This window comes from Photobacterium chitinilyticum, from assembly GCF_004104355.1.
GTDB lineage: Bacteria > Pseudomonadota > Gammaproteobacteria > Enterobacterales > Vibrionaceae > Photobacterium > Photobacterium chitinilyticum.
Genome location: NZ_RJLM01000003.1, coordinates 119,399 through 134,021, shown reverse-complemented (window position 1 = coordinate 134,021; position 14,623 = coordinate 119,399). Strand labels below are relative to the sequence as shown.

Annotated in this window: 11 protein-coding genes; 6 read left to right on the top strand and 5 right to left on the bottom strand. The window is 45.6% G+C overall.

The genetic code is table 11. The features are described 5' to 3' along the window. Window positions 1–64: 64 nt before the first annotated feature. Complete coding sequence (gene glgX / locus EDI28_RS09625; protein WP_128783651.1) at window positions 65–2,014, bottom strand: glycogen debranching protein GlgX; 1,950 nt, start codon at window positions 2,012–2,014, stop codon at window positions 65–67. Between the two features lie 373 nt (window positions 2,015–2,387). On the opposite strand from glgX, the gene EDI28_RS09620 reads away from it, so the two are divergent. From EDI28_RS09620 to EDI28_RS09610, 3 genes are all read left to right on the top strand, one after another. Next, window positions 2,388–3,743, top strand: a complete 1,356-nt coding sequence (locus tag EDI28_RS09620) for a carbohydrate porin (RefSeq protein WP_128783650.1) — start codon at window positions 2,388–2,390, stop codon at window positions 3,741–3,743. Window positions 3,744–4,154: 411 nt separating this feature from the next. Next, window positions 4,155–5,081 (top strand): MalM family protein, encoded by a 927-nt coding sequence (locus tag EDI28_RS09615; RefSeq protein WP_128783649.1) that lies wholly within the window; start codon window positions 4,155–4,157, stop codon window positions 5,079–5,081. Between the two features lie 133 nt (window positions 5,082–5,214). After that, the gene (locus EDI28_RS09610; protein WP_128783648.1) at window positions 5,215–7,014 is read left to right on the top strand and encodes an alpha-amylase family protein; all 1,800 of its coding nucleotides are present in this window, start codon (window positions 5,215–5,217) and stop codon (window positions 7,012–7,014) included. Between the two features lie 87 nt (window positions 7,015–7,101). Here EDI28_RS09610 and EDI28_RS26920 read toward each other — a convergent pair whose 3' ends face one another. Continuing rightward, window positions 7,102–7,248, bottom strand: a complete 147-nt coding sequence (locus EDI28_RS26920) for a hypothetical protein (protein WP_164918523.1) — start codon at window positions 7,246–7,248, stop codon at window positions 7,102–7,104. Between the two features lie 469 nt (window positions 7,249–7,717). Here EDI28_RS26920 and EDI28_RS09605 point away from each other — a divergent pair, with 469 nt between their 5' ends. The 3 genes from EDI28_RS09605 (at window position 7,718) to EDI28_RS09595 (ending at window position 13,181) form a co-directional block, all read left to right on the top strand. Continuing rightward, a complete protein-coding gene (locus tag EDI28_RS09605) occupies window positions 7,718–8,908 on the top strand; it encodes a potassium/proton antiporter (protein ID WP_128783647.1) in 1,191 nt (396 codons plus the stop codon). A 187-nt stretch (window positions 8,909–9,095) separates the two neighbouring features. Beyond that, window positions 9,096–10,283: a maltose/maltodextrin ABC transporter substrate-binding protein MalE gene (gene malE, locus EDI28_RS09600; protein WP_128783646.1), complete on the top strand. Its 1,188-nt coding sequence runs from the start codon at window positions 9,096–9,098 to the stop codon at window positions 10,281–10,283. Window positions 10,284–10,385: 102 nt separating this feature from the next. Continuing rightward, window positions 10,386–13,181 carry an amylo-alpha-1,6-glucosidase gene (locus EDI28_RS09595; RefSeq protein ID WP_128783645.1) on the top strand — a complete coding sequence of 932 codons (2,796 nt, stop codon included), beginning with the start codon at window positions 10,386–10,388 and terminating at the stop codon, window positions 13,179–13,181. Window positions 13,182–13,346: 165 nt separating this feature from the next. Here the strand turns inward: EDI28_RS09595 and EDI28_RS09590 are convergent, their stop codons facing one another. The 3 genes from EDI28_RS09590 to EDI28_RS09580 all read right to left on the bottom strand — a co-directional run bounded on the left by EDI28_RS09590 (window position 13,347) and on the right by EDI28_RS09580 (window position 14,585). Further along, entirely contained in the window at window positions 13,347–13,526 is a 180-nt protein-coding gene (locus EDI28_RS09590) for a hypothetical protein (protein WP_128783644.1), read from the bottom strand. Between the two features lie 157 nt (window positions 13,527–13,683). Next, window positions 13,684–13,893: an alpha/beta hydrolase gene (locus EDI28_RS09585; RefSeq protein ID WP_128783643.1), complete on the bottom strand. Its 210-nt coding sequence runs from the start codon at window positions 13,891–13,893 to the stop codon at window positions 13,684–13,686. 8 nt (window positions 13,894–13,901) lie between these two features. Continuing rightward, window positions 13,902–14,585, bottom strand: coding sequence for an alpha/beta hydrolase (locus EDI28_RS09580; RefSeq protein WP_128783642.1), 684 nt, complete (start codon window positions 14,583–14,585; stop codon window positions 13,902–13,904). Between the last annotated feature and the right edge of the window lie 38 nt (window positions 14,586–14,623).

The window sequence follows — 14,623 nt, the reverse complement described above, 5'->3', positions numbered from 1 at the left end:
GGAAGAGCCCAGCATAATAGCTGGGCTCTCGCTTAGTCTACCAATTACAAAATTACGGTGAAAACTACGGCCGATAAAGTATCGATAGTGAGTTGGCGCTTTGCATGTAGGTAGTCTGAGTCTGTCGCTGGCTTAGGCGAGATTCTGAGGTATCGCAAATCACCGACCATTTACTACCTGGTGGTAAACGGTAGCGGGTAGGGATGTCGGAGCTATTAACCAGGAACATCAATTCATTACCGTCTTTGTATAACCCTAGGTATAGTGCGAAGGCTTCCAGTCCCTGCCAATCTTCAGCCGTCATTCCCTGGCCATTGGAACGATGCCAATGGATACGGTGGTGGCCGCGCTCATGGCCGCTGAATGCGCGAATAAATGGACTCATCACTTGCTTGCGTGCCGCCAGCATCTGCGATAGCCAAGCACTAAAGCATTCGTCTTCGCCGCTTAATGCCCAGTTTGCCCAGCTAATTTCGTTATCTTGGCAGTAGGCGTTGTTGTTGCCTCCCTGGGTGTGTGAAAGACTGTCAACGGCAAGCAGGTGAGGAATACCAAAACTGAACAGCAGGGTTGTCATCAGATTGCGTTTTTGCCGTTCTCGTTTATGAATGACAGAGAAATTCGACGATTCACCTTCCACACCATGGTTATTTGAGCGATTGTCTCCATGTCCGTCACGGTTGTTCTCGCCATTGGCATGGTTGTGCTTGTGATTGTAAGAAACAAGATCACGTAGCGTAAAACCATCGTGATAAGAGATGAAGTTGACGGGAAGCTTATCCGGCCAACCTCCGGCGCTAAATAAATCACGAGAGCCCATCAGCCGAGTCGCAAACTCTTTGACGTTATTGTTGCCTTCCAGCCAGTAGCTTTTGACGGTGTCTCGAAATTTATCGTTACACTCGTTCCAACCGCGGGGGAAGTGGCCTAGCTGATAGCCATCAGGACCTACGTCCCACGGCTCGGCGATAAGTTTTATTTTCCGCAGGATCGGATCTTGGGCTACGGCTTTGAAGAAGGCACTTTGCGTATCAAACCTATGACGATTACGTCCCAGAGTGGCGGCTAAATCAAAACGGAAACCGTCAATTTGGTAGTGGGTTACCCAGTGACGCAGGGTGTCTAGTACAATATTGAGGCTAGGTTGGTACGTCAGATCAAGGGTATTACCACAACCGGTATAGTTGAGGTAATTCTTGCTGTAATCCTGGAGATAGTAGTTTTTATCCAGACATTTTAAGTGGAACTTAGGGCCGCCTTCGCCTCCCTCTGCCGTATGGTTGAACACGATATCCATGATAACTTCAATACCGTGCTTGTGAAGTTCCCTCACCATGGTTTTCATTTCAGCCACGGCATCATCTTTGGCATATCGTGGCTCCGGGGCCATAAAGCATAGGCTGTTGTAACCCCAGAAATTCACTTTATCCATCTTCAGTAGATGAGGCTCTGACATACAGGATGTTACGGGCAGCAATTGAAGGCTTGTAACCCCCTGAGCTTTAAAGAACTCAATAACTTTGGGCTGGCATAGTCCAAGGTAACTGCCACGGTATTGTTCGTCGATGTGAGGGTTAAGCTTAGTAAAACCCTTAACATGTGTTTCGAATAAGATTGTCTCTTCGTACGGAACCTGGGGAAGCGTGGTTTTTTGCCAGTCAAACTGGTGATCGACGACGACCGATTTAGCAAATTCCCAACTTTTTTCTGCAGTAAAAGGTTCTACATAAAAGGGGGCTTTGCCAAGGGCCTGTGCATAGGGGTCAAGAACTAACCGATATTCAAGCTTGTCCTTAATTTGATAGCCGTATTGCTGTCCGGCTTTTATATCCGGCACAAAGGCATATCGACAGCCCATGTACTGATGGTTTAGGTCAATGATTGTTTTTTTATTTTCATCGTCAAACAGAACTAATTTAATTTCTTGATTATCTGGGCAGTGAATTGAAAAATTACAACCTTGATCACATAATGTAGCCCCTAAAGGAAAAGGTTGAGCTAATTTAGCGAACATTTAGTTTATCTCTTTACTTATTTAACCTATTCATACCTGCTATTAAATCGGGAAAATTGCGTCAGTCAAGCAATGTTTTTTTTTGATAAAAGTTTAAATTAATTTTGGTTACTGATTATTCCATTAATATTTAAAATAAGTGACTAGCCTCTTATTTTTCATTTGCTTTTCGTATGTTTCTTACAGTATTACGCCTGATCTTCGTGAGGCGTATCACGAAACATCGCTACTCCCTAATTACTACGCCCCTCTACTCCTCCCTACTCCCCCCAGTATTAGGAGGATGTGCTTGTCTGAATGAAAGCTGAATATGAGTCCCGAAAGAAAGGTTGCCAGATAGCAACCGACACAATAATTATGAAGGGACATTCCTATGAAACACAAGTTAGTACCTGTAGCAGCGGCATTACTAACCGCACTTGCTTCCGCAAACGTCGCAGCTGAGTCTGGAACAGACGTAATCACTGACGGTTGGGAAGTACATGGCTATGGCTCTATGAACTACCGTATGGTAGAAGGCGAAACAGTTGATACTGAATACGGTAAGCCAGACTATAAAACTGCTGGTACGCACGGTAAAAGTACTAACCAAGTTGAGTTTGTAGTTAAGAAGCATACTGAGCACCAGAACGGCGTTTGGTCTGATTTCGTTGTACGTTCTGAGTTTGGTAACGGCAACTCATACGCAATGTCATCTTCAGGCAGCCAAAAAGCTAACGATGATGCTCAGTTTGAAGTTAAAGAAACTTTTGTTGAGATTGGTGGTATTTCATACCTTGGCGAAGATACTTCTATCTGGGCTGGTCAGCGTTACTTTAACCGTGCTGCAGGCCTTCTTTCTGGTGAGTTCTGGAAGCAGTCTTCAGGTGTTGGTGCAGGTCTTCAGACTAAACTTGCTGGTCACACGGCTGGTCTAGCGGTTGTCACTGCTGACCCAGATGCGGGCTCTGCTGACGCTTATAGCCTGGATTGTAAGCAAAAAGATGGCTCAATCTCAACAGATCCTAACAAGTGTAAAGTTAAGAAAGATGGCGCAGGTGAGCGTTCTACGCTGACGTCTATTGATTTGTACTACTACGGTGTTAAGGCACTTGGCGGTAGCTTTGATTTCGACCTGAAAGTAATGTCCCAGGCGAACAAAGGTTCAGATTCAGACAGCGGTATTGGTGCGGGTATCACATATAACCGTGACTACTACGGCCTAGACGGCTGGACTCAAACAGCCATTACTTACGGTGAAGGCGTTGCGCAGAACCGTGGTTTGAACTTCGGTGGTTGGTCTGGCGGTGACGATGATGCACAATCAATCTTCATCACTTCATACGGTGTGCTGAATATTTCAGATAACTGGCAGATGGGTTCTGAACTGACTTACTTTGCAGCATTGGATGAACTATTTGGTGCAGACGACCTTAAGCGTTACATCGCAGCTGTTCGCCCTTCTTACAAAGTGAATGATAACCTACGTCTTGAAATGACTGCATCTTACGGTCACGAAGAGGGTAAGGAAGGTTACTGGAGCCGTACTGGCGACTCAGTTGAGAGCGATATCATCAACGTAGAGCTAGCTTCTGCAATCACAGTTAATGCTGACTACTTTGGTCGCCCACAGATCAAACCATACGTAAGCTACATCAAAGCTGATGATGAAGCGAGTGCAGGCATTATCGGTATTAAGAACGGCGACGACGAAGTTGTTGTTGGTGTTCACACTGAAATCTGGTTCTAAGCCATTTAGTGTTAAAGGCAGCCCTCGGGCTGCCTTTTTGAGTATATACCCAAGCTACTTCAAGATGCAGGATTCAGAGTGAAGCCAGCGTGTTCAGTTCAAGGAAAATAACGGTAGGAATGGCATTCCCTTTCAACGTTATTTGACACAGAGATGGGCTCGCTGGTTCACTCCCAAAGGGCGAGCCCCTGTTCTATATCAATAAAGAAGGGGCTTCTATGTGTTGTTACCGATTATTAATTTAGAACCACTAGATCTTCAAATCGGTGCCTAGCCTAGTAGCCAAGTAATTCTCGCTGAAACGAGCATCTTGAGGTGGCTTGGGTATATATCTATTGGATTCTGTTGTAGATTTGTCCGATGCTAATAGATATATACCCAATAAAGTCATAGGGGTATGGGAGATCAAAAATGAAAATAATTAAAACGACACTTGCTGCTTTACTGGCGGCAAGTTTACTTGGTTGTGCAGCTTCCCCTTCAGTTGTAGTGGCAAAAGATGTCGCAGTCACAGCCCCTGTTTGCTGCAATGCATACAGTGAGTTCTCTTGGGTACCGATGCACGGTGACAGTATTGATTTTGTTATCGACGAGTACTCGAAAGTCGGTCAGTTTAGCGACGGTAAAAGTTACTATGCAGGTTTTGCGTTACCAAATAACGTCGAACGTATGCAGGTAGATGTAAAAAGCTTAATGAAGTCGGCTGGGGTTTTTGCGCCAAAGATTTTGCTATTGGATCCACAGTTCAAGCCAGTTAAAACCATTGAGCTTGATGATTTTAACGTGAAGCCTTCCAATATTCTCAGCCTGTCGAGTTACCAGCATCGATTCGAAATGGATCAGCAAACAACGCCTTACATGGTGATTTATTCTCCGCTGAAATACCGTGAAGGCAATATTACGATCCCACACCCTGAACGTGTTCGTGCCGAGGAGCTTGGGCTTGCAAGACCAATGGTGACGGATCCTGTGATTCAGCATCAGAAGTTTGGCTCGTTGGAACTGGATTTGAAACCGTTGAATTTACGTTCCTACCGGGCCGATGAGTTTGTAGTGCCTGCTTCAACTAAAGCTCCGGTTAATACCTCAGTTAATACGCCTGCGAATGCTGTCGTGGCGCCAGTCCCTGTTGCTGCAGCGGTAACAACACAACAGCCAAGCATAGAAAAAGCGAATAGCCCCAAAATGCTGTCTGAAAGTGAAGCGTTTTATAATGCTCAAATCAAGGCTGCCGTTGAAAAGAACGATATGCATAAAGCGCTACAACTGTTAGATGAAGCCAAACGAGCGGGCTCTAGTACTGCCGAAGCAACGTTTATCCAACTAATCAAAAAGTAATCACTGAATAATCCAGGTTGCGTCAGGATGAGAGCACTCATTTTGACGCGGCTTGGAGATACGGGTTGATGTCCATTTTCCCGTTCTTGTTTCTCTCTCTGACTCCAATATTAGCCTTCTGAGTTATCTTGCCATGACTGAAATTAAGACAATCAAAGCCCCTAAAAAACATGTCGTCTATCAGGTATTCACACGTTTGTTCGGCAATACCAATACAACCAACAAATCATGGGGCACCATTGAAGAAAATGGTGTCGGTAAATTTAATGACTTTACGGATAAAGCTTTAACTGAAATTCAGCAGTTAGGGGTTAGCCATATTTGGTATACCGGTGTTCCTCATCATGCTTTGGTAAGAGATTATAGCCAATACGGAATAAGTGCCGATCACCCAAGCGTTGTGAAGGGGCGGGCAGGATCGCCCTATGCAGTAAAAGATTATTACAACGTTAATCCGGATCTGGCTGATGATCCGGTTAACCGCTTGGCAGAATTTAAAGCGCTTATCGAACGCAGTCATCGAAATGGTTTGAAAGTGATCATTGATATTGTGCCGAATCACGTGGCTCGTCGTTATGAAGGCTTAACCAACCCGGAAGGCGTTGAAGACTTTGGTGCTTCTGACGATACGAGCCTAGTTTATCACCGGGATAATAATTTTTATTATATTCCGGGAGAGGCATTCAAGCTGCCTGATGCTGAGAATGGTTACCAACCTCTGGGTGGTGAAGCGCATCCAGATCTTGGTGTGCCCTATGATGAGTTCCCGGCCAAATGGACAGGTAATGGGTCGCGTTTGGCTCAGCCAAATTTCGATGACTGGTATGAAACGGTCAAAGTGAATTACGGAGTGAAGCCGGACGGAACCAAGGATTTCGATGAGCTGCCCCAAGGGTATGAAGCGAAAGATCACGGCGATCATTACTCGTTTTGGCAAGATAAAGTGGTGCCGGATTCCTGGATTAAGTTTCGCGATATTGCCCTGTACTGGCTGGCTCATGGTGTCGACGGCTTCCGCTATGATATGGCGGAAATGGTACCGGTGGAATTTTGGAGCTTTATGAATTCCGCTATCAAGCAGGTCAATCCGGATGCCTTTTTAATGGCTGAAGTCTACCAGCCGCATTTGTATCGTGATTATATTCATCTAGGCAAAATGGATTACCTTTATGACAAGGTTGATCTGTACGACAGTCTGAAATTGGTGATGCAAGGAAAAGGTTCAACTGATGCAATTGCTGAGGTGCAGGAGCAGCTGAAAGATATAGAGCACCACATGCTGCATTTTCTCGATAATCATGACGAGCAGCGTGTCGCCAGCCCTGAGTTTGCGGGGGATGCCAATAAGGGCAAACCGGCAATGTTGGTATCGGCCACACTCAGTACATCACCGACCATGATCTATTTCGGCCAGGAAGTGGGTGAAGCTGGTGGCGATGATGCTGGTTTTGGACTTAAATCACGTACCACTATCTTTGACTATTATGGCGTGCCTAATCATCAGTGCTGGATGAACGGTGGAAAATTTGATGGTGGCTTGCTTAGTGATGAAGAGACGAAGCTACGTGACTTCTATCAGAGACTGCTTAGTTTCTCGCTGGTAGATTCGGCAATGACAGGCGAGTATCAGGAGATCCATTGTTATAACCGTCGGTACAATCCTGACTATAACGATCAGCTATTTTGCTTTAGTCGTTTTGACGAGCAGCGAAAACTGCTAATTATTGCGAATTTCACAGATCAGGACCATGGAAGCGTTAAGCTTGTTTTGCCTCCTGCACTGGTTGACTCATGGCGGCTTAATGATGGTGACTATTTGTTAACTGAGCAGTTGTATGGCACTGAGGAAGTGGCACTTTCCATTTTGGAAGGCAAGGGGGAGGTCAGTATTGAGTTAACGCCTTTGGCTGCAAAGATCTTTGCTCTGAGCTAATCTCAACGCCATACTAATTTCACAGTTATGTCGAAAGCCGCTGATATATTCAGCGGCTTTATTATTTGAACGAGATTCTCCACGCTATTATTTTTTTGATGGGTAAGGATCACTAGTCGGGAAATATGGAGTACACCAGCCACGATCTTCGATGTACCAGCTACAGTGATCGGATGCCACAGCAACATTGGCAAAGAATAAGCTGCTGGCAATAAGTAGCGCTTTCAACTTCATTATTCTTCTCCTCGTAAGATTCTTCGTAAGATGTTTTATGCCCAAGTCGTTTACCCATTTACACCGTTTCTTAGGTATACATATAGAACCGTTGTCTTGCTATTTATTACACAAAAGTTATCAGGTTAGTTTAGTTAAGCTGGTATCGCCATCTTGGCAAAAGTGTATTTTATTTGGGTTTTGATTGAATTTTCTGCCAGGTGGCTTTTTATTTACAAAATGTGTATCTAGCCCCTTTATGCATTGACGTTTAAGTGTCGTTTGCTTATTTTGCTAATAGCAATTGAGAGAGTCTGAGTCTAAGCTTTTATGAATTTGACGGTATTAACTTGTAATATCCTTAGATATAAAACACTTCATCGTGTTATCTCAAAATTGTCTCAGTAATTTATTCTGTAAACCCCCAAGCTAGTACCTTGAAGTGGCCTGTGGGTAAAATCGTTCAGGGTGCATTGTAAGGAGCTACGCATTGAGTACAGAACTCACCATGCTTGGAATGGCGGTACTGACCGCGATTGGTATTTTATTGCACCAACCGTCTAAAACACTAGGCCTGCCTTCATTGCTGATTTTTATTGGGGTCGGTTTGTTGTTTGGCAATGGTGAGTTTGATTTCGTCTATGATGATCTTGAACTGACTTCATTTATTGGCTCGCTAGCACTTAATGTTATTGTTTTTGTCGGAGGGCTCAATACCTCGAAGTCCAATATTCTTGTTGCCTACAAAGAGGGCGGAATGCTCTCTACGGCTGGTGTACTTCTAACCTCAGGGATCTTGGGTGGACTACTGTATTTTGTATTGGATTTTGACCTTCTGACCTGCATGCTTTTTGCGGCAGTTGTCTCTTCTACCGATGCTGCTGCGGTTTTTTCCATTCTGGAGTCTAAGAAGCTCAAGTTGAAAGAAAGTACCGACACTGTGCTTGAGTTTGAATCGGCGACAAACGACCCTGTGGCATTACTGTTGGTTGTGATCCTGACAGGTCTGCTAGTGAATACCGATCAGCCCATAGGAGCTGCTGAAATAGGATTAGAGCTGGCACAGCAAATTATAGTAGGGATGGTTGCAGGCTATTTGGTGGGGCTCTGTGGTGTGAAGTTACTTAACCACATAAAGCTTGAAGAATATGGCTTGATCCCAGTTTTTATTTTGGCCTGTTTTGTTATTGCCGCATACGGTAGTGATTTGCTTGGTGGCAATATTTTGATTGCTTCTTACGTATCCGGTGTTGTGATCGGTAATGGACTGCTTCGTGGCAAGGAAGTAAGTAAGCACTTCTTTAACAGTTTGTCCTGGTTGGCGCAGGCCTTGATGTTCATTATTCTTGGATTACAGTTTTTCCCCAAAGCGTTGATCAGCGATGTATGGGTTGCGATCATTCCTGCCTTGATGTTGATGTTTGTTGCCCGTCCGTTGGCTGTCTTTATTAGTTTTTTGCCATTTAGAACCGTCAGCATCAAGAAGAAGGTTTTTATCTCAGCAATAGGTTTGAAAGGGGCGACACCGATAGTTTTTGCCTTGATCCCGGCTGCGGAAGGGGTACCGGGAGCGCAGCAAATGATGCATATGGTATTCTTTATCGTGTTGATTTCTGTGATTGTTCAGGGTTGGGCTATCGAACCCTTATCGAATAAGTTAGGCCTGAATCTAAAAGATTAGCCCTGTCATATTAAGTAGATAAACGGCGCAGGTTTTCCTGCGCCGTTTCTGTTTTTGTCCAACAAAACGTGTGCAGTTTCACATAGTCGAACGAAACTCGGTGGGGGCGTAGGGTGGGGGATGATGCTCATCAGCCTAGGGGGGAGGAGAATCCCCCTGTTCATAAAAATTACAACGGAAATCGACTATGAAACGTGTTCTGAAAACTCTGACTCTTTGTTCCCTTACAACTGCACTCGCATTCCCAATGGCTGCTTCAGCAGCGATGCAGGAAGGTGAAATTCTAATTTGGATCAACGGTGATAAAGGCTATGACGGCCTTGCCGAAGTCGGCCGTAAATTTGAAGAAGATACCGGCGTTAAAGTCAGTGTTCAGTACCCTGAATCCTTGGAAGCGAAATTCCAGCAGGTAGCCGCAACAGGTGGTGGCCCGGATATTATTTTCTGGGCTCATGACCGTTTTGGTGGCTACGCGAAATCAGGCCTGTTGGCCGAGGTGAAACCTTCTAAAGAGTTTAAGAATAAGTTTGTCGATTTCAGCTGGGATGCCGTGACCTATGAAGGCAAGCTTGTCGGTTATCCAGTGGCTGTTGAATCACCGTCTCTGATTTATAACAAAGACCTATTGCCAGAAGCGCCGAAAACATGGGAAGAGCTGTATGCTATCGAAAAGCAAATGCAGGCGAAAGGCAAGAAAGCCATCATGTGGGATGTGAAGAATGCGTACTTCACATGGCCGATGATTTCGGCTAACGGTGGCTATGCCTTTAAGAAGACAGAAACAGGCTTTGATGGCAAGCAGGTTGGCGTGAACAGCAAGGCGGGTATCGCTGGGCTGAGTTTCCTACTTGATTTGTCGAAGAAAGGTGTCATCTCTCCGGATATGGATTACGCGGTATCCGAAGCTGAATTTAACAAAGGCAATGTTGCCATGACCATCAACGGTCCTTGGTCATGGGGCAACTTGGAAAAATCAAAAGTTAACTACGGTGTTGCGGTTCTTCCTACACTGAACGGTGGTGCTTCGAACCCGTTCGTGGGTGTTTTGAGTGCCGGTATTAATGCGGCAAGTCCGAACCAGGATTTGTCTGTTGAGTTTATTGAAAACTATCTGTTGACCAATGAAGGTTTGAAGATGGTTAACGATGACAAGCCTCTGGGCGCGGTAACGTTAAAATCATTCCAGAACATCTTGGCCAAAGACAGCCGAATTGCGGCCACGATGACCAATGCTGAAAATGGCGAAATCATGCCGAATATTCCGGAAATGACAGCGTACTGGTTTGCCGAAGGTGCAGCAATTGAGAATGCACTACTTGGTCGTCAAACAGTAAAAGAGGCCCTAGATACAGCCGCTTCTCAAATTAATAAATAAGCAGATTGTGAGCCTGTAATAAGGCTCCTGTAGCTTGGCTATAACAATCAATTCAATGCGCAGCCTAGTCTGCGCATTGTGCTTTCTGAATAAGGAATACAAGTGAACGGGTTAGAACAGGCACCGCATAACGAGCAGTTGTACGTTAAAGGGACTTTTAACGGTTGGGGGGATGACACCCCAATGGCTTATATAGGTAAAGGGCGTTACCAGGCAGTTGTTTGCCTGTCGGCGGATCAACACAGTTTTAAGATATCGGATCAGCAAGGTAGTGAGGATCTGACGTTCTCTGCCGACAAATACAAAGCGGTATCGTGCTTTGTTGATCAACCTCAGGCGCTGATCGCTGCTAAGGGGATCGGCAATGATCTGACGTTCTCTGCCCCAGAAACAGGCTTATATACTATCTCGCTGGCCGTAACTGCTGGCGGAAATGCAATGCAGATTTCACTGGGAGGCGAGAATCATGATGCCGAGCCGAATCGCGAATTGTTAACAGCTGATTTTGCTGTTTCGTCTGTATCCGGTACGTTACAAGCCAAGGCCAAGCCTGTACTGGCACCAGAAGAATTGTTCGGACAGCTTGCGATTAAAACAGACAGCAGTGTACCGTTTGTGTTTGGTGACAATGTCGATGGCTATTTTGAAGGGGTCACCCACGGTTTTGTGGCTGCCGGCAAGTACCGCCATAAACAAGGCTGGTATCTTGGGACGTTTGCCTCTTTTGTCGACGGTGTGATCAATGATAAAAATCGAGCAACCGAGGCTGACATTCTGCCTTATGGCGTCACTCACCATTATGCCAATCGTTCCGCAGATACTTTTATGCTGTTCTCCCAACAGCGTGGAGCGGCAATAACGGTTTCTTCAGAGCACGCAGCGACCTTGTCTATTGCTCCGCAGCTCAACCTCGCGATAAATGCGTCGACGGTAACATGCTTTGATAAAGGCGTGGTGTACGCGCTTGATCCTGCGTTGCGCCAGGAAACTACGCCGTCATTTATTGCGCTTTGTGCTAATCGTCCTTTCCAGTTCAAAGAGGCAACCTTCGCCGGTATCCCTGCCTTGAAGGATGTGATGCATTTGAGTGGAAACCATGTTAAACCCGTCATTGAAACGCTTGAGAAAGAAACCAGCGTTACTCTGTACTTGGCATTTGCAGAAACAGAAGCGGAGGCTGTTGCGCAGGCAAGCAAGCTGGTGGAGCAAGATGGTTATACCCAGCATCAGCAGCAAACTTACGATATGTTGACCCAGTCATACCTATGGACATCGGATCTTGAATATAACCGAGCGCTGATGTGGGCCAAGGCGTCAGGTAAAGTGTTTGTTTCCAATGAGTTTGGTAAGGGTATTTGGGCTGGGCTCCCTTGGTTCAAAGACTGCTGGGGACGTGATTCCTTTATTGCGCTTCCGGGTATCACCTTGGTAAATGGTGACTTTGACGATGCCAAAACAATCATAGAAAACTTTGCTTCGATGCAGCTGACAGACGAGCAGAGCCTCAATTATGGCCGGATCCCTAATCGGGTTACTAGCCTGACCAATATGATTTACAACACCACCGATGGTACGCCTTGGATGGTAAGAGAAGTGTGGGATTACCTACGTTACAGTGGGGATCTCGCTTATGCCAAGTCAATTTATCCGGTGGTACAAACTTATATTGATGGCATCGAGAAAAATTATCTTGATGAGCATGGCTTGATGACCCATCGTGATCCGGATACTTGGATGGATGCCAAACTAGAAGGCAAGCTTCCATGGTCGGCTCGGGGCAATCGTGCCAATGATATCCAGGCGTTGTGGTATACCAGTCTCAAAGTAGCCGTGGAGCTGGCCCGGCTGAATGATGATCTGGAGTCAGCGCTGCACTATCGCACACTGGCCGATAGGGTACAGTTAAGCTTCCAGTCAATGTTTTGGGATGAGCATAAAGAGCTACTGGCAGATCGTTTGCGTGAAGACGATAGCCGTGATCTGCAGATACGCCCCAACCAGCTGATGACATTGACCGTGCCGTTTGACGGCGGTCTGCTTGATAAAACGATTGGTGCGAAAGTCGTGAAGACAGCAGTCAGTGAGCTGTTGTTCCCTTGGGGGATCACATCGTTGTCACAATATGATCCAGATTTTCACCCGTTTCATGCTAATCGAGAGGAATACCACAAAGATGCGGCCTACCATAACGGCACTATTTGGGGTTGGAATGCGGGTTTCACTGTTTCAAGTTTGGTTACCTACGGTTATGCCGATTTCGCCTACGAGCTGACAAAGGATCTATCCCGCCAGATTTTATCAATCGGCCACCGCGGTGCTATGAGTGAGAATCTCGATGCATTCCTTGGTGCTGAAGGAAAGCTGACAACGACAGGTACCTATGCACAGGCATGGTCAGTATCCGAGTTTACCCGCAATGGCTATCAGGATTATATGGGCTTTGCACCTAATTTGTTGGCTGATAAAGTGACACTGTCACCTTGCTTGCCTTCGATGTGGCATTCTGCTCAGGCGGTATTGCGTTTTGGTGGTAACAATGCACTGAATGTCAGCTTTGAGCGAGCTGAAGATGGGGTTGAGAGCTATCAGTTGAACTACCTACACGCGTCAGGTGAAATGCTTGAGCTTGTGCTTATGGCAGAAGACAAGGCGAAGTATCAGCTTGAGCTTGAACTAAAGGATAAGCCGGTAACTGTTTGTTTTAACCCATTAACAGCAGAAGCTGAAATCAATGGCAAGCGAGTGGCGTTGGTCTGTGTGCAGCCAAGTTACCAAGAGCAGATTGGTCAGCTGCAGTTTGCCCAACCGGATCTTACTATCGATTTCCCGGTGTTACGGGGCCAACATGTATTGCAGCAGTATGTCGAAGCCAGTGATTTGGCTAAGGCTGGGGATTAAGCAAGAGTATCTGTCGGCTATTATACGCTTGTAAGGTCGAGAGATATAAATCACAAGACGCTGCTCATAGAGCAGCGTCTTGGTGTTTTGGGGCTAATCATACCGGCTTGCGGGTATATAGCTGTGGTAACAGGCATAGATGAAAAAGGCCAAGATGGTATTTGTTCACTCATCGATAAATATTTTTCCTTCTATCGAATAGGGCTCGTTATCATCATAGAGGTGATCATCTCCTTTGAGCTTTTTGATTTTAGTTTCAAGTGCTTTGGCCTCCTGAAAGTTTCCTTCCTGATAAGCCATATAGATCCGTTGTTCGATATCTTCAATTCTGTCGTGGCTGCTCATGTAATGATCCTCCATCAAAGATACGTCGAGATATCTTAACCGGGTGATTATTTGTTTGAGTGGCACCATTGGTGATGCCAAAGCTTTCCTACCTGTTTAAGTTTAGGTGTGAAGGGGGCCGCTCTCCACATAAAAATAACTCTGTTATTTTTAGAAGCTAACCAGTATAGAATTGTCTAACCATGTATGGATAGCGTCTGGCCCAGGCACTTTCACTGTGAATGGCACCTTCTTCAATCATTAAGCTGCAATGTAGTTTGTCGTCTTTGGTTTCAAGGAGCTGATGGATGCGCTTAGCCCCATCGAGATAGACAGAAGCAAAAGCACTGATTGCATGATCACTGGTTTCGTTTGTGCCGATATCCATATAGATGTTCAGAGGATGGGTGACAGAGGTGTGTCGTATGAAGTGTGTCGTATGAAGTGTGTTAGTGAAGCTTCTGTAAACCAGAACGCAGGAGAAAACACACCGGCATTAGCAAATATGTGTTGATAATTAAGGGCTATATATAAGCTTATCAGGCCGCCCATAGAGCTGCCTGCAACGGTTGAAAATTCTCGTTCTGCTCGGGTTCGATAATGCAGGTCGATATAAGGCTTTAGAGTTTCAGCAATGAAAGTGCCATAAGCTTCACCTTCTCCTCCGAGCGTCCGCTTGATATTCCAGTCATCAAGTTCAGATACAGTGTTACAAGGCCAAGGCGAGTATTCATTCATACGTCCCAAGCCATTCTGTAACGGGCTGTTGTCGACAGCGACAATAATAGCTCCGTCAATCTCACCATGCGCCTGCAGACTATCGAGGTGCTCGGCTGCTTGCCAGCTCATTCCTGAAATACACAGTTCAGGCTCAAATACGTTTTGGCCATCATGCATGTAGATTACCGGATAGTGTTTGCTGCTGGTATTGTAGTCCGCGGGCAGATAGATGCGTACAATCCTGCGGCGGTCAAGCTGGGGTATTTCAAAGTCAGAAAGCAAGATCATGCGGTTAGGATCATAGTTTCTGACTCGAGCATCTATTTTCTGAGTATCTATAGTTTTGGTATCTATAGTCATAGCGAGAACCAAATTGAAGTGATGGCAGTGATAAAGCA

Coding starts and splice junctions, on each gene's coding strand:
- EDI28_RS09590 (WP_128783644.1), bottom strand. CDS start 13,526: ATGAGCAGCCACGACAGAATTGAAGATATCGAACAACGGATCTATATG.
- EDI28_RS09585 (WP_128783643.1), bottom strand. CDS start 13,893: ATGGATATCGGCACAAACGAAACCAGTGATCATGCAATCAGTGCTTTT.
- EDI28_RS09580 (WP_128783642.1), bottom strand. CDS start 14,585: ATGACTATAGATACCAAAACTATAGATACTCAGAAAATAGATGCTCGA.
- EDI28_RS26920 (WP_164918523.1), bottom strand. CDS start 7,248: ATGAAGTTGAAAGCGCTACTTATTGCCAGCAGCTTATTCTTTGCCAAT.
- glgX (WP_128783651.1), bottom strand. CDS start 2,014: ATGTTCGCTAAATTAGCTCAACCTTTTCCTTTAGGGGCTACATTATGT.
- EDI28_RS09615 (WP_128783649.1), top strand. CDS start 4,155: ATGAAAATAATTAAAACGACACTTGCTGCTTTACTGGCGGCAAGTTTA.
- malE (WP_128783646.1), top strand. CDS start 9,096: ATGAAACGTGTTCTGAAAACTCTGACTCTTTGTTCCCTTACAACTGCA.
- EDI28_RS09620 (WP_128783650.1), top strand. CDS start 2,388: ATGAAACACAAGTTAGTACCTGTAGCAGCGGCATTACTAACCGCACTT.
- EDI28_RS09610 (WP_128783648.1), top strand. CDS start 5,215: ATGACTGAAATTAAGACAATCAAAGCCCCTAAAAAACATGTCGTCTAT.